17 protein-coding genes are annotated in these 14207 nt (G+C 73.9%); 13 read left to right on the forward strand and 4 right to left on the reverse strand.

All coding sequences use genetic code 11. The annotated features are described in order from the left end of the window. Window positions 1–69: 69 nt before the first annotated feature. The 6 genes from PH189_RS11665 to PH189_RS11690 all read left to right on the forward strand — a co-directional run bounded on the left by PH189_RS11665 (window position 70) and on the right by PH189_RS11690 (window position 6804). Complete coding sequence (locus PH189_RS11665; protein WP_274188949.1) at window positions 70–1803, forward strand: PEP-utilizing enzyme; 1734 nt, start codon at window positions 70–72, stop codon at window positions 1801–1803. Further along, the gene (locus PH189_RS11670; protein ID WP_274188950.1) at window positions 1800–2615 is read left to right on the forward strand and encodes an inositol monophosphatase family protein; all 816 of its coding nucleotides are present in this window, start codon (window positions 1800–1802) and stop codon (window positions 2613–2615) included. The genes PH189_RS11665 and PH189_RS11670 overlap by 4 nt, the downstream gene beginning before the upstream one ends. After that, the gene (locus PH189_RS11675) at window positions 2612–3643 is read left to right on the forward strand and encodes a cobalamin-independent methionine synthase II family protein (RefSeq protein ID WP_274188951.1); all 1032 of its coding nucleotides are present in this window, start codon (window positions 2612–2614) and stop codon (window positions 3641–3643) included. Before PH189_RS11670 ends, PH189_RS11675 begins: the two co-directional genes overlap by 4 nt. After that, on the forward strand, window positions 3636–4700 hold the full coding sequence (locus PH189_RS11680) for a cobalamin-independent methionine synthase II family protein (RefSeq protein WP_274188952.1): 1065 nt from the start codon (window positions 3636–3638) through the stop codon (window positions 4698–4700). The genes PH189_RS11675 and PH189_RS11680 overlap by 8 nt, the downstream gene beginning before the upstream one ends. A gap of 152 nt (window positions 4701–4852) precedes the next feature. Beyond that, on the forward strand, window positions 4853–5635 hold the full coding sequence (locus PH189_RS11685; protein ID WP_274188953.1) for a hypothetical protein: 783 nt from the start codon (window positions 4853–4855) through the stop codon (window positions 5633–5635). A 95-nt stretch (window positions 5636–5730) separates the two neighbouring features. Then, window positions 5731–6804 (forward strand): sigma factor-like helix-turn-helix DNA-binding protein, encoded by a 1074-nt coding sequence (locus PH189_RS11690; RefSeq protein WP_274188954.1) that lies wholly within the window; start codon window positions 5731–5733, stop codon window positions 6802–6804. Window positions 6805–6817: 13 nt separating this feature from the next. Here PH189_RS11690 and PH189_RS11695 read toward each other — a convergent pair whose 3' ends face one another. From PH189_RS11695 to PH189_RS11710, 4 genes are all read right to left on the reverse strand, one after another. Further along, the gene (locus PH189_RS11695) at window positions 6818–7504 is read right to left on the reverse strand and encodes a hypothetical protein (RefSeq protein ID WP_274188955.1); all 687 of its coding nucleotides are present in this window, start codon (window positions 7502–7504) and stop codon (window positions 6818–6820) included. 185 nt (window positions 7505–7689) lie between these two features. After that, on the reverse strand, window positions 7690–8022 hold the full coding sequence (locus PH189_RS11700) for a hypothetical protein (protein WP_274188956.1): 333 nt from the start codon (window positions 8020–8022) through the stop codon (window positions 7690–7692). After that, window positions 8019–9230: a WXG100 family type VII secretion target gene (locus PH189_RS11705; RefSeq protein ID WP_274188957.1), complete on the reverse strand. Its 1212-nt coding sequence runs from the start codon at window positions 9228–9230 to the stop codon at window positions 8019–8021. The genes PH189_RS11700 and PH189_RS11705 overlap by 4 nt, the downstream gene beginning before the upstream one ends. After that, window positions 9227–9517, reverse strand: coding sequence for a hypothetical protein (locus PH189_RS11710; protein WP_274188958.1), 291 nt, complete (start codon window positions 9515–9517; stop codon window positions 9227–9229). Before PH189_RS11710 ends, PH189_RS11705 begins: the two co-directional genes overlap by 4 nt. Before the next feature lie 78 nt (window positions 9518–9595). Here PH189_RS11710 and PH189_RS11715 point away from each other — a divergent pair, with 78 nt between their 5' ends. The 7 genes from PH189_RS11715 (at window position 9596) to PH189_RS11745 (ending at window position 14186) form a co-directional block, all read left to right on the forward strand. After that, window positions 9596–10030, forward strand: coding sequence for a DUF3293 domain-containing protein (locus PH189_RS11715; RefSeq protein ID WP_274188959.1), 435 nt, complete (start codon window positions 9596–9598; stop codon window positions 10028–10030). Next, window positions 10027–11361, forward strand: coding sequence for a serine/threonine-protein kinase (locus PH189_RS11720; protein ID WP_274188960.1), 1335 nt, complete (start codon window positions 10027–10029; stop codon window positions 11359–11361). The genes PH189_RS11715 and PH189_RS11720 overlap by 4 nt, the downstream gene beginning before the upstream one ends. 20 nt (window positions 11362–11381) lie before the next feature. After that, complete coding sequence (locus PH189_RS11725; protein WP_274188961.1) at window positions 11382–11795, forward strand: nitroreductase family deazaflavin-dependent oxidoreductase; 414 nt, start codon at window positions 11382–11384, stop codon at window positions 11793–11795. Continuing rightward, window positions 11795–12526, forward strand: a complete 732-nt coding sequence (locus tag PH189_RS11730) for a uracil-DNA glycosylase family protein (protein WP_274188962.1) — start codon at window positions 11795–11797, stop codon at window positions 12524–12526. The genes PH189_RS11725 and PH189_RS11730 overlap by 1 nt, the downstream gene beginning before the upstream one ends. 63 nt (window positions 12527–12589) lie before the next feature. Then, window positions 12590–13039, forward strand: coding sequence for a PE domain-containing protein (locus PH189_RS11735; protein ID WP_274188963.1), 450 nt, complete (start codon window positions 12590–12592; stop codon window positions 13037–13039). Then, window positions 13036–13602, forward strand: coding sequence for a DUF3558 domain-containing protein (locus PH189_RS11740; protein WP_274188964.1), 567 nt, complete (start codon window positions 13036–13038; stop codon window positions 13600–13602). Before PH189_RS11735 ends, PH189_RS11740 begins: the two co-directional genes overlap by 4 nt. Further along, window positions 13599–14186: a nucleoside/nucleotide kinase family protein gene (locus tag PH189_RS11745; RefSeq protein WP_274188965.1), complete on the forward strand. Its 588-nt coding sequence runs from the start codon at window positions 13599–13601 to the stop codon at window positions 14184–14186. The genes PH189_RS11740 and PH189_RS11745 overlap by 4 nt, the downstream gene beginning before the upstream one ends. Window positions 14187–14207 lie beyond the last annotated feature (21 nt).

Consider the following 14207-nt stretch of genomic DNA (forward strand, 5'->3'; position numbering starts at 1 on the left):
CGGCTACCGGCCCGCACGACCCGCTCCTACGTTCGGGACCACCGCTGAACCCACGAGGACGTGACGCCGGTGTCGAACGAGACCGTCATCCCGCTCGGCGAGTACGCCGACGGCGACTTCTACCCGGGGTACGAGCCGCGCCTGGAGTCCCGGCCGTTCCTCGCCGAGCCGTTGGCGCCCTTCACCCGCGAGGACGAGTCGCGGTTCTGGATGCGCGACTCGCAGCACTTCTCCGAGGGCATCACCCCGGCGAGCATGGGCCTGCTCGAGGACGCCCAGACCTGGGGCACGCAGTACGGCGCCGAGATCGTCGGCATCCCGCCGACCGCCGGCATGGTCAACCGCATCGCCGGCGTGCACGTCTACCTGGGTCAGTGCCCGATCACCTCACCGTGGCAGATCGGCACCCGCGCCGAACGCTTCGGTGCCTTCGCCGGGCCCCGCCTCGCCGACTTCGCGACGTACTGGGCGGGCTACCGCGCCGAGCTCGAGGCCGCGTACGCGCACTTCGACGGGCTCGACGTCGACGCCTTGTCGCTCGACGAGCTGCACGACGCCCTGAAGGACGCGCACGCCTTCCACCGCCGCGGGTGGGGCGTGCACTTCGAGGTCATGTACCTGCTCGCGGCCAACTACGTCGGCTTCTTCCAGCTCGCCACCGACCTCGGGCTCGACACCGGGCAGATCGCGCAGTGGCTGGCCGGCGAGGAGACGTCGTACCTGCACACCGACGCCGAGCTCTGGCGCCTCGCCGGGCGGGCCCGCGAGCTGGACGTCGCCGCCGCGCTCACCGAGCCCACCGTCGAGGCCGTCCGGGCGGCGCTCGACGCGGCACCGCAGGGCACGACGTGGTGGGCGGAGTTCGAGGCGTTCCTCGAGGTGTGGGGCCAGCGCACCGACGAGACCGCGACGATGGACCGGCCGTCGTGGGCCGAGCACCCGGCCACCCCGCTGGCGTCGATCCGGGAGTTCCTCACCCGGCCCGAGGGCCACGACTTCGCCGCCGCCCGCCGGGACGTGCTCGCCGAGCGGGACCGGCTCGTCGACTCCGCGCGCGCGACCCTCACCGAGGAGGGGCGGGTCGCCTTCGACCAGGCGCTGGCCTCCAACCGGTCCGCGAACTTCGTGTGGTGGAACGAGGAGCACAACTTCCTCATCGACCGGCGCATCCACCTGCCGGTGCGCCGGCTGACCCTCGCCGTCGCCGACCGCCTCGTCGCCGACGGGCGCCTCGGCGCGCGCGAGGACGTCTTCTTCCTCTTCCGCCACGAGCTGCTCGACATGCTCGCCGGCGGCGGGCCGTCGGACGTCCCGGCGCTCGTCGTCGCCCGCCGCGACTACTACGACCACTGGTCGGCCCGGGGCAGCGAGCTGCCGCCCGTCGTCGGGAACGTCCCCGACGCCGTCCACGACCCGATCATGACCGAGCTCTTCGGGCTGACCCCCGAGTACTTCGCCACGATCAAGGCGCAGGGCACGGCGAAGTCCCTGAGCGGCTTCGCGGCCGGGCGCGGCACCGTCGTCGGCACCGCCCGCGTGGTGCGCGCGGCGCAGGACATCGACCAGGTCCGAGACGGCGACGTCCTGGTCTGCGGCGGCACGACCACCGAGTGGACGCCGGTGTTCGGGCTGGTCGTCGGATGCGTCACCGACACCGGTGGCACCCTGAGCCACACCGCGATCATCGCCCGCGAGTACGGCATCCCGTGCGTCGTCGGCACCGGCGTCGCCACGTCCACGATCAGCACCGGCGACCGGGTGCGCATCGACGGCGACCGCGGCGTCGTGGAGGTCCTGGCGTGACGGATCTCGATCTGGAGGCCCTCGCGGGCACGGCCGAGCGCGCCGCCCGGGCCGGTGGCGCGGTGCTGCTCGAGTACCAGGACCGCGTGCTGGAGGTGACGCTCAAGGACGAGCGCGTCGACGTCAGCTCGTCGGCCGACCTCGCCGCGCAGGAGGCGGTGCTCGCCGCGATCGCGGCCGAGCGTCCCGACGACGTCGTGGTCGGCGAGGAGTCGCCGTCGGACACGGGCGTCGCGTCGGAGGGCCTGGTCTGGTGGGTCGACCCGCTCGACGGCTCCCGCGCCTACATCGACGGCTTCCCGTGGTTCGCGACGGCGGTGGCGATCACCGTGGGGGGCGAGCCGGTGGTCGCCGCGGTGTACGACCCGCTGCGCGACGAGCTCTACCGCGCGGTGCGCGGCGGCGGGGCGACGTGCAACGGGCGTCCGCTGCGGGTGGCGACCGCCGAGAAGGTCGCCGAGGTCGTCGTCATCGTCCAGGCGCAGTCGTCCGACCCGGCCGTGATCGCCGAGTTCGCCCGGCTGATGCGGGCGATGCTCACCGTGTCGGCCGGGGTGCGCTTCCCCGGCGCCCCGGCGCTCGTGATGGCCCACATCGCCGCCGGTCACCTCGGCGGTTACGTCGAGCGCGACATGAACCCCTGGGACGTGGCGGGCGGGCGCCTGCTCATCGAGGAGGCCGGCGGGCGCGTGACCGACTTCGAGGGCCGGACCCGGGACGCGTCGTCGCGCTACGACGTCGTCGCCAGCAACGGCGCGGTGCACGACGAGCTCGTCGCCGCCACCGGCATGCAGTTCGAGGAGGGCGGATGACCGTCAACACCGAGATCGCAGTGACGACGACCGGCGGCTGGGCGCGCCCGGGCTGGTGGGACGTCATCGAGCCCGCTGAGGCCGCCGGGCGCTTCGGGCCCGACGACGAGCGCGAGCTCTACGACGACTACTGCCGCCTGGCGATCTCCGACCAGGAGCGCTGCGGGCTCGACATCGTCACCGACGGCGAGCACCGCAGGCGCGGCTGGATCGAGAACATCACCGCCGCGCTGCCGGGCCTGGTCCTGCAGCCGGCACCTCGGCGGCTCGGCGCGCTGGGCTACGACATGCTCGACGTCTGGAAGGTCACCCAGCCCCTCGACGAGCTCGCGTGGATGTGGGACTTCGTCGGCGAGTACCGCTTCCTGCGCGCGGCCACCGACCGGCGTCCGCGCGTCGGCATGCCCGGGCCCTACGGGATGACCACGGAGCTGGACTTCCGCGACGTCTACCCGTCGCGCAAGGCGTGCGCGGAGGCGCTGGTCCCGGCGCTCCGGGGCCACATCCGCGAGCTGCTCGACGCGGGCTGCGACTACATCCAGCTCGAGGAGCCGATCACCCCGGCCGTCGCCGACGACGACCGGAGCCCGGCGTCGATGGTCGAGATCATCAACAAGGTGGTCGACGGCTTCGACGACTGCACCTTCACCGTCCACATCTGCTTCGGCTCGTTCCGGCGCCTGCCCTACGCCAAGCGGACCTACCGGTGGCTCTTCCCGACGCTGCTCGACGCGAACGTCCACGGCTTCAGCCTGGAGTTCGGCGGGCGCGAGATGGCCGAGATCGACCTCGTCAGCCAGTGGGACCCGGGCCGCATCCTCTCGGCAGGCCTCGTCGACATCAAGACGCACTACGCCGAGACCCCCGACGACCTGGTCGAACGGCTCCACACCTGCCTGAAGTACCGGAACCCGGACGCCCTGGAGATCTCCACCGACTGCGGGCTGCGGCGCGTGCCGCGCAACCTGGCGATGGCCAAGATGACCGCCGCCGCCGAGGCGGCGAGGAGGGTGCGCCGCGATGGGTGACGTCTCCTGGCGCGCCGAGACCGTCGGCAGCCTCCTGCGGCCGGCCGAGCTGCGCGACGCCATGCTCGCCGGGACGTCCGATCTCCGCGCGCTGCAGGACCGGGCGGTGCTCGACGCGCTGGCCCTGCAGCAGGAGGTCGGGCTGCCCGTCGTCAACGACGGCGAGATGCGGCGGCGGATCTGGCACGGCCCGGTGCTCGACGTCGCCGACGGCTTCGACCCCGAGGGCTTCACGCGCACCTGGACCGCGCCCGACGGCCGGACCGCCTCGCACACCTCGCCGGTCGTGACGTCACGCCTCACCGAGCGCGGCAGCCTCGTCGACGTCGAGGCGGCGTTCGTGCTCGCGCACACCGACCGGCCCGTCAAGGTCACCCTGCCGGTGCCGACCAACTTCCTGAGCTACTGGACGCCGGGCGTCTCCGACCGGGCCTACGCCGACCCGCAGGAGTTCCTCGACGACCTCGTCGCGATCCTCCAGCGCCAGGCCCGCGCCCTGGTCGACGCCGGCGTGCGCTACCTGCAGCTCGACGCCCCGAAGTACACGTTCCTCGACAACCGGCTGATGTTCCCGGAGCCGGAGAACTGGGCGGACCAGCTCGCCACGCACCTGCGCACCGACCGGCGCGTGTTCGACGGGCTGCCCGACGACGTGGTGACCGGAATCCACATCTGCCGCGGCAACTACCGCAGCATGTTCGAGAGCACGGTGCCCTACGACGAGATGGGCGAGGTGCTGTTCTCCGAGGCCCGCTACGACCGGCTGCTGCTCGAGTACGACGACGCCCGCGCCGGCGGCTTCGACGCCCTGCGCCACGTGCGGCCCGAGAGCACCGTCGTGCTCGGCCTCGTCACCACCAAGCATCCCGAGCTCGAGGACGTCGACGACCTGCGCCGGCGGATCGACGCGGCGGCGGAGCACCTGCCCCTCGACCGTCTGGCCCTGAGCCCCCAGTGCGGCTTCGCCAGCACCTGGGAGGGCAACGAGCTCTCCGCCGACGACCAGCGACGCAAGCTCGAGACCGTCGTGCGCACCGCGGATCTCGTCTGGTCGTAGGTCGGGATCACGCCTCGTGGATCACACGTTCGTGGTTCGCCATCGATCACGAACGGGTCACCGTCGTGTTTCGGGCTGGGGGTGATAACGCGCGAATGGGTGAGTTATGGTGCCGCCTTGTGAGCCAGTCGGGGGACGCTACCCAGACCAACGTGTTCGACCTGACGAAGCGGGGCTACAACCCGAACCAGGTCGACGGACATGTGCAGGCGCTGCTCGCGCGGGTCGAGATGCTCGAGCACGCCCATCGCCAGGAGCAGCAGCGCGCGGACGACGCCGAGGCGGAGCTGACGCGCAGCAGGGCCCGCCCCGCCGGCGACACCGAGCACGGCGACGCCGTCCAGCAGGGCTTCGGGCACCGCATCGAGCGCGTGCTGCGGGTGGCCGAGCAGGAGGCCGCGAACGCGCGCGCCACCGCGTCACGCGAGGCCGCCGCCCTGATGGAGCGGACGCGCCGCGAGGCCGAGACCCGCCGTCAGGAGGTGGAGCAGAACCTCGCCGGGCGTCGCAAGGCGCTCGACGACGAAGCCGCCCGGCGCCGCGGGGAGCTCGACGAGCGCGAGCGGGAGCTCGACGAGCAGGCCGCCGCCGCCCGGGAGGAGGCCGAGCAGACGCTCGCCGAGGCCCGGATGGGCGCCGAGCAGATCACGCGCGACGCCGAGGCCGAGTCCCAGCGTCGCCGCGACGACACCGAGTCGATCATCCGGCGGCGCCACACCGAGGCCGAGAACGAGCTCCAGCGCCTCAGCGGCCTCCACGACGGGGTGCGCAACGACCTCGGCCGGCTGCTCGAGTCGCTGTCGGGCCAGCTGCCCGCTCGTCAGGGCGGGCGTCACCTCGTGGCGGCGAACGCCGAGGTCCGGGGCGACGGGCCCCACGACCCGCAGGACGAGCGCGTGCCCGCCGAGCAGACCGGCGGAGCCGACGCGTCATGACCCCGGGGCGAGCGGTGCCCTCGACGCCCGGCGCTCCGGCTCGCGGGTCCGTGCCGTTGCCCGAGCCTGCGGGTGAGCGGGGTGCCGACACCACCGTGATCCGGCCGATCCCGCGTGGGATGGCGGCGCTGGACGCCCTGCCGGCGGTGCAGCGGCGCGCGCTGCTCCTGCGGCACGCCCGCGGGATGACGCCCACCGAGATCGCCGCGCTCGACGGCGTCGCCGTGGACGTCGTGGAGCGCCGCCTCGCGCACGGCGCGCTGGCGCTCGCCCACCGGCTCGGGGTGCCGGGCACTCCCGACGTCGTCGCGGCACGGGAGCTCGCCCCGCTCGGAGGTTTCGCCGACGCCTCCCTGGCGCCGACCGCGTCCGGGGTCGACGGTGCAGAGGGACGTCGGCGACGGCTGCCGATCGTCGCGGCCTCGCTCGCGGCCGCGTCGATGACCGCGCTCGGCGCGGCCGTCGCGACCTCGCAGGGCCTCGACCAGGTCGGGGACACCGCCGGGCCGGGTTCGCCGATCGGCATCGGCTCCGCCCCCGGACTCGGCGCGATGCTCCCGCCGCCCGCCGCGGGGACTGAGGCCGGCGCCGTCCTGCCCGGCCCCGCCGACACCGCGGTCGACGACCTGGGCCTGCGCCCCGAGCCCTCCTCGGGGCCGGTGCCGTCCTTGGCCGCGAGCCCCGGGCCCCTGGCCGGCGTCCCGGCAGTGGGCACCGGGCCGGTCGACGCCGGGGCGCCGAGGGCGGCCGTGGGACCGGGCGTCCCGACGTCCCGGCCGTCGCCGTCCTCCTCCCCGGCACCCTCCTCTGCAGTGTCGGAATCCTCGCCAGCACCGTCCTCGTCGGGCTCGCAGCCCTCGGGCTCGGCGTCTCCGTCGACCTCCGCGACGGGCCCCGGCCCCACGACCCGCCCGGAGCCGCGCGAACGTCGTGACGACCCGCCCCCGCGCGCCGGCGCGTCGAGCGGTGGCTCGGGCGACGACCGGAAGGGCGGTCGGGACGGGGGCCGTGACGGTGGTGGCGATGCCCCCCGCGGGGGCGAGCGTGAGAGCGACCGCGGTGGTGGCGCCCGCGGTGGCGACGACTCCGGTGGTGGTGACGGGCGGGGTGGCGACGGACGGGACGGGGCGTCCCCGTCCGGGTCGGGCTCGTCTCGCGGCGGACGCTGAGCAGCCAGAGACGTCAGCGGGAGGCCACCTCCCCTACGAGCGCCGCGTCCGGCACGTCGTCGACGAGACGCAGGTCGGCGACGTACATCGCGTCGTCGCTGACCTCGTCGGGCTCGGGCACGGCGTCGAGCCGCACAGGAGCGCCCGGGCGGAAGGCGGTGCGGAGGTAGCGGCGGATCTCCCGCACCCGGTAGCGCCGCCGGCACAGCGCCACCGCCTCGCCGTGCTCGGTGCCGGCCGACAGCTCCGGGTCGAGGTAGAGCGCCCCCTCCAGCCAGAGGCGCCCGTCGGCGGGCTCGGACGCCGCCCAGTTCACGGGGAAGAGCCGCCCGGCCACGTCGAGCACGTCGACGTGACAGGTGCACTCGTCGCCGCTGACCGGCGCGGCGATCACCGTGCCGCGACCGTCGAAGCAGCCGAACTCGTCGACCATCCACGTCTCGCTGCCCGAGAGCGCCGGCAGGTGGCCCGCGGTGTAGATCGCCGGCGCGACCTCGAGCTCCCGCCCGACCACCACCGACGGCAACGCACCCGCCGCGAGGTGCTGCGGGAGGAGCTGCACCGTCAGCTCGCCGTCCCACCGTTCCTCGCGCGGCGCCCGGCGACCGAGCGTGCGCCGGACGAGCTCCTCCCGGTCCTCGTGGTGGCGCCCGGCCACCCGCCGTTCCTTGTCCCGTCGCGCTCGCGCGGGCTTTCCCATGCCTGCCTCCTCGGGTCTCCTCTCCTCGTTGGAGGTGCGCGAGGTCGCGGTGGTTCCATCCGTTTCCGCGGGCTGTGGACAACTCGGTGGAGACGGCGCCACAGCCGAAGAATTGCTTCGGTTTCCGAAGCGTCCTCTCGGCACCGGCAAAGGCCCGAGAGTCCGGTGGAGCGCTCAGCTCACGCTCATGGCGCCGCCGCGAACATGCAGGGCTGCCATGGCTCGAGGGGCTCGTCTCCCGCCAGGACTGCCTGGGTGTGGCGTTCGAGGGCCTGCGCCGCGTCGCCGGGAGCCATGTCCCACGCCGCGAAGGCACCCGGGGCGGTGCCGATGTCGCCCGGCACGAGTCGGCCCTCTCTCACGAGTCGGACCACGAGGTCGGTAGCCCGGCGGTAGCGCTCGACGCGATCATCCCCCCCTTCGACGATCTTCACGACCGCCATCGCATGCCCGAGGTCGATCCAGTCGAACTGCGCTTCGTTGACGATGTCGGCCATGAGGTCCTCGTCGGCGCTCATCCGCTCTCCCGTCGGGGTGTGTGGATCCTGATGACCCCGTCGTCTCCGGGGTTGATGTCGACAGCGGGTTCATGGGGCGGCGTCGAGGACCGGGGACGATAGGTCATGTAGGTCCCGTCCCCGAGGAGGACCACGGTCCGCTCGCCCGAGGTCTGCACCGCCTGGCCGCCCACGGACAGCGCCCGATAGATCTCTTCGACCTCCGCCACCGTGTCGACCTCCCGCACCGGGATCTTCATCTTCTTGGCGCTCCCTTGGCGCCCGATGTGTTCGCCTCCACTGAGAGCGTGCTGGCGGGCCGTCAAGCCGCCCCACGTACCGACCGCAGGTCCAACGTCGCGCGTCGTCGCGTCCGGGGAGTTCGACGGCAGCGCACCCGCGGCTCGGGTGGCACGTTCGATCCGTCCGGCCGCTCCGGCACCCCCGAGGGCCGAGAGGCCCGCGCCGGTGAGCACCTCGCCCGCCCAGCGGGTGGGGTTGGTGGCGGCCTCGCGCGGCTCGAGCGCGGCCGCGACGGTCTCCGCCGGGTGGGTGACGGCATGCGCGACGCCGGTGCCCAGCTCCTGCCAGCCCTGCGCCGCCGCGGCGGGCTCGACGATGAAGCGGGTGGGGTTGACCTGCCAGAGGAACTGTCCCGTCGCGGAGAGCTCCGACCATGCCCCGCCGGCGAGGTCGCCGAGGAAGCCGCCGAGCTGCTGAGCCACCGACGGCGCCGGCGGGGCGAGGTCGCGGGCGCGCCCTACGAGGGTCGTGGCGCGGTCGCCGGCGGCGAGGACCTCGGTCCGGGCAGCACGCAGCCGGTTCAGCGCAGTGACGCGGCCGGCCTCGCCAGGGTCGGGAACGTCGACGGTGCGCGGCTGGGCACTGAGTCCCTGCGCGGTCTCCCACTCGCGGACGGCGGCGGCGGCCTCGTCTCGGGCTCCCTCGAGGACGTCGGCGTAGCCGGCGAGGGCGTCGGCGACCTGCAGGAACGCCTCTCCGGTACCGATCCATTGAGGCGGCACGGGCTCGAACACCCGGCGGAAGGAGTCGGCGGCGTCGCCCTGCCACTCGCCGGTGTCGATCCGTCGCAACCCGTCGCCCGCGCCGACCAGCGCGGCGCCGAGCCGCGCCATCCTCGCCCGAACCTTGCGGACCCCGGCGGGGTCGCCGGGCACCAGCGCGGCCGGGTCCGTGGTCTCGCCGAGCTCGGCCACGTGCGGCGTCACCGACCCCAGCGGAACTGGTCGACAGCGAGCTGCTCGGCCTCCGCGTAGGCCCCCGCGGCCTCGTCGAGCCCGCGGGCCAGGGCGTTTCCGTCGTCGGTGAGGTTGTCGAGGCCGCGGGACCAGCGCGTACCGAAATCAGCCGTGACGACCTCGAGGGCGTCGTGGCCGAACGTCCCGGGGGTCGTCCCGAGGTCGCCGACGTCGTGCGCGGCGAGCTCGTCCATCACGGCGTTCACCCCGTGGGCGGCGTCGAGCAGCGCCTGGAGCACCACCTGCACGTCCGCCACGACGACGGACGCTAGGCACCGGCGCCGTCCCGTGGGTGCGCTTTCGCCGGACTCGACCCCGGCACAATCCGGGACGTCATGGACGAGAGAACCGCGCGGACCGCCGACTACCTGCGCGCGGTCCTGCGCGTCCCCGACCTCGGGCTCGTCCTGAGACCGCGGCCGCCCGGGACGGTGCGCGGGACGTTCCCGTTCGACGGTCCCGTGCACGTCGTCACCGCGCACAACCCGGGGGCCGAGCGGCCCGGGGAGGCCGAGAACGCCGCGCGGCAGGCACGTCTCGAGGCCGACCTCGACGCGCGGGGCCTGCGCCGGTGGACCACGGTGGCGAGCGCCGAGGACGGGTCGTCGGCGGAGGTCGGCGCGCTGGTGGTCGGCCTCGACGACGCCGTGGCCTGCGCGTTCGGTGCGGCCTGGGGTCAGGACGCCGTCTTCCGCTGGAGCCCGTCGGCGTGGACCGTGCTCGCCTGCGACGATGCGCCCTCGGTGGACCTGGGGTGGGAGATCGTGTGACCGAGCGCTTCGGGCCCTACGAGCTCATCGAGCTCCTCGGCCGCGGCGGCATGGGCGAGGTGTGGCGTGCCGTCGACACCCGCAAGGGGCGGACCGTCGCGCTCAAGCGCCTGCCGGCGGAGATGACAGGCGAGCGCGAGTTCGAGGAGCGGTTCCGGCGCGAGGCCCAGGCCGCGGTGCGGCTCAACGACCCGCACGTCATCCCGATCCACGACTTCGGCGAGATCGAGGGACGGCTCTTCCTCGACATGCGGCTGGTGGCCGGCGACGACCTCGGCGCCGTGGTCGAGGAGGGTGCCCTCGAGCCGGCGCGGGCGGTATCGGTGCTCGAGCAGGTCGCGTCCGCGCTCGATGCCGCCCATGACGAGGGGCTCGTGCACCGCGACGTCAAGCCGTCGAACATCCTGCTCACGCCGTCGAAGGGCACCGCTGCGCCGCGGGACTTCGTCTACCTCATCGACTTCGGCATCGCGACCGGCGCCGCCCTCGGCACACGCCTGACCCAGACCGGGCTGGCCATCGGCACGGCCGCCTACATGGCTCCGGAGCGGTTCACCGACGGCGTCGACACCGACCGGCGGATCGACGTCTACGCGCTCGGCTGCGTCCTCCACGAGATGCTCACCGGCCACGCCGTATTCGCCGGCCGCGACTTCGCGAGCTTGATGTACCAGCACATCAACACCGCGCCCACGGCTCCGTCGCGGATCACCGGCGGGCTGCCGGCCGGGTTCGACGAGGTCGTGGCGCGGGCGCTGGCCAAGGACCCGGAGGAACGCTGGGGCCGTGCGGGCGACCTGACCGAGGCCGCGCGCCGCGTCCTCGCACCCACCCGTCCGACGCCGCAGGGACGCGTCGAGACCCAGGTGCCGCCGCGACCGGCGCCCCCGGTCGACCGCCCGGCCCCGCACGCGGGTGCGACGCCGCCGATCCGTCCCGGGACGGCCTTCGGTCCGCCCGCCTTCGCCCAGCCGTGGCAGCCGGGCCCACCGCGCTACGGGCCACCGCCGGTGATGCCGGCCCCGCCGCCCACCCGGACCGGCGGGCGCACCGCCGCGGCGATCGGCGCGCTACCGACGGCCGCCCTCCTCGCCCTGATCTGCGTGGCGGGGGCGGTCTCGGAGCTCGGGGCGTGCGCCACCCGCGCGACCTCGTGCGTCGCCGGCGGGAGCGCCCTGCTCGGCGTGCTCACGGCCGTCCTCGGCGCCGTCGTGGCCGGGACGGCCCTGAGCGCGCTGGGGCGTCGGACGACGCGACGGGCCGGGCTCGCCTGGGCCGCGGTCGGGGTCGCGTTCGTCCTCCTCATCGTCGCGGCGGCGTTGTCGGCCTGAGTTTCGGCAGGATGGGTGCCATGAGCGACACGCGTTCCTGGAACGACCAGGTCATCGACGAGTTCCGCGCCAACGAAGGGCGCGTGGGCGGGCCCTTCGAGGGCGCCCCCCTGCTGTTGCTGCACCACATCGGCGCCAAGTCGGGCACCGAGCGCGTGACGCCGATGATGTACCAGGCCGTCGGTGACGACCTCGCCGTCTTCGCGTCGTACGCGGGCATGGACGTCCACCCGGCCTGGTACCACAACCTGCTCGCGAACCCGGACGTCACGGCCGAGGTCGGCACCGAGACCGTCGCCCTCCGCGCCCGCGACCTGCCCGCCGACGAGCGCGCCCCGATCTGGGAGAAGCAGAAGGCGGACTACCCGGGCTTCGCCGGCTACGAGCAGAAGACCTCGCGCACCATCCCCGTCGTGCTCCTCGAACGCCGCTGATGCCGCGCCCGGTGTGGAACAAGCTCGCCGACAAGCGCGGTGAGCTGCTCAGCCGAGAGCTCGCTCCGGACGTGCACGCCGAGCGCTGGGCGCGGCGCTACGACGGCACGGTCGGTCCGCTCAACCGATGGGTCGACCACGTCCGGGACACGACCTACGAGAACATCCCCTACTTCGACCCGGCGAGCGCCGGTGCCGGTGCGCACGTCCTCGTTCTGCTCCAGGACCCGTCCGGCGAGGCGGAGGAGGGGTCGGGCTTCGTCAGCAAGCACAACAACGACCCGACCGCGCACAACACCAACATCGCGACCGAACGGGCCAAGCTCGGCTACGACATCTCGCTGCACTGGAACGTCGTGCCGTGGTGGGTGGCGAACACCGCCAAGCCGGTGCGGTCGCTGTGGAAGGAGTCGGTGCGCGCCCAGCCATACATGGTCGAGCTGCTGGAGATGCTCGACCCCGCGCCGACCGAGGTCATCCTGCTGGGACGGCCGGCCACGCGCGCCTGGGACCGGCTCGTCCGCGCCGGCCTTCCCGAGGCGTTGCGCGGTGCGACGGTGCAGACCGCGCCGCACCCGAGCCCGCTGGTCTTCCCCCGCACCGACGCGGCGACGGGTCGCGGGAACAGCGATCTGATCGTCGAGGCGATGCGCATGGCCGGGCAGCGGGCGCGGGGCGAGAAGGTCCGGCCGGCGGCGGGTGGGCCCGCGGGTCGGCGGCGCCCGTTCTGAGGTGGTTCTCCCCAGGTCCTTCTTCTCCGAACCGGGCCGTCTCGCCGCGAGGATCTCGCTACCGTGATCCGCGACCGGCGCGGCGAGCGGAAGGACGGCCCGATGACCGAGCCCCAACCCCCGCCGCTCCAGGCCGACAGCCCCACCGTGCTGCCCGACGGCCGGGTCGTCGAGCGGTACCGGCCGCCCGGGGTCGGGGGCGGGGACTTCGCGGTGGACCTGGCCAACGCGCCCCGGGCGATCCGGGAGCTGGAGGAGGCGGCGCGGGAACTCTTCGATATCCGAAGAGAGGCCGAGCGACTCGGGAAGGTCACGCCGCCCTCGCGAGACCAGGTCAGCATCGACGCAGCGACCCTGCTCGGGGTATCCGCCGTCGGCGGCAGCGGGTCCTTCCTCCAGGCACTGGATCAAGGCATTCAGCAGGTCAACGACATGATCGCAGGTCTGCGAAGCGCGATGGCCGGCTACGACGAGGCGGACGCGCAGAGCTCAGCTGCGTTGAGGGAGCCGTGAGACGGGCCCTCCTCCTCGGCGCGACCGCGGCCCTCACGGTCCTCGGCGGCTGCTCCGCGGCGCCGACGCCCGGCCCCGCGGCAGCCCCCGACCGGTACGGCGCGCCCGTACCGAGCAGGTCGCTCAACGCGAGCGGCGTAGCCGACCGACCGTGTGGAGTGCTGCGGGCCGAGCAGCTCGAGGCGGTCGGCCTCGAGCCACGCGGGCAGCTCGATCCCCTTCCGGCCGGACGACCCGCGTGCGTCTGGGAAGACTCCGCGTTCACGCAGCAGACCTCGGTCGCGCTCTACCCCGATCGCGACTACTTCGTCGACACCTACCGCGCCCGCGGTATGTACCAGTTCTTCGAGCCCGTCACGGTCGGTGGCTTGCCTGCGGTGCTCCAGCAAACGACTCCCGGGGCGCTGACGTGCACCGTCACCACGGGGATCGCGGTAGGGCAGGCCGCTGACGTCACCGTGAGCGAGATCGGCGTTGCACCGGGCACGAGGTCGAGGTCGTGTGAGAGGGCCACGCGGGTATCCGAGATGGTGATCGGAAACCTGCCCGCCTCGCCGAAGTGAGCACGTCGGTCGACGAGTTCGCCGCCTCGCTCGCGTCGCTCCCGCCCTCCGCCGGCGACACGATCCTGGTCGGCGTCGACGGCTTCTCCGGGGCCGGGAAGACGGCGTTGTCCGAGGCCCTCGGTCGCCGGGACGGTCTGCAGGTCGTCTCGATCGAGGAGTTCTATCTGGGCTGGGACGGCCTCGCACAGGGTCCGAAGCGCGCGGTCGACGGGCTCGTCGAGCCGTTGCGGAGCCGCCGCTCGCCCCGGTGGAGGTCGTGGGACTGGGAGCACGACCGCGAGGGCGCGGAAGCGGAGCGCCCGCTGCCCGGACCGGTCGTCGTCCTCGAGGGCTGTGGGGCGGGAGCGCGGGTGCTGCGGACGCACCAGGCGCTGACGGTGTGGGTCGACGCCGCACCTCAGGAGCGCGAGCGGCGGCTGCGCGAGCGGGAGGACTGGCCGCTCTACGCGCCGCACCGCGAGGCCTGGCAACGTCGCGAACACGCGCTCGCCCTGCAGGAGGGTCTGCCGGACGCCGCCGACGCCCTCGTCCGGTATCACCCGGACGGAGGCCTCGACATCCGTCCGTCACCTCGGGGATGAGGTCGGATGCTCCCGCGGTGG

Origin of the sequence: Actinomycetospora chibensis, from assembly GCF_028737215.1 — a bacterium.
Classification (GTDB): Bacteria; Actinomycetota; Actinomycetes; order Mycobacteriales; family Pseudonocardiaceae; genus Actinomycetospora; species Actinomycetospora chibensis.

Excerpts from the sequence above, each read along its gene's own strand:
- PH189_RS11675 (WP_274188951.1), top strand. The coding sequence starts at position 2,612 with ATGACCGTCAACACCGAGATCGCAGTGACGACGACCGGCGGCTGGGCG.
- PH189_RS11680 (WP_274188952.1), top strand. The coding sequence starts at position 3,636 with ATGGGTGACGTCTCCTGGCGCGCCGAGACCGTCGGCAGCCTCCTGCGG.
- PH189_RS11695 (WP_274188955.1), bottom strand. The coding sequence starts at position 7,504 with ATGGGAAAGCCCGCGCGAGCGCGACGGGACAAGGAACGGCGGGTGGCC.
- PH189_RS11700 (WP_274188956.1), bottom strand. The coding sequence starts at position 8,022 with ATGAGCGCCGACGAGGACCTCATGGCCGACATCGTCAACGAAGCGCAG.
- PH189_RS11715 (WP_274188959.1), top strand. The coding sequence starts at position 9,596 with ATGGACGAGAGAACCGCGCGGACCGCCGACTACCTGCGCGCGGTCCTG.
- PH189_RS11725 (WP_274188961.1), top strand. The coding sequence starts at position 11,382 with ATGAGCGACACGCGTTCCTGGAACGACCAGGTCATCGACGAGTTCCGC.
- PH189_RS11730 (WP_274188962.1), top strand. The coding sequence starts at position 11,795 with ATGCCGCGCCCGGTGTGGAACAAGCTCGCCGACAAGCGCGGTGAGCTG.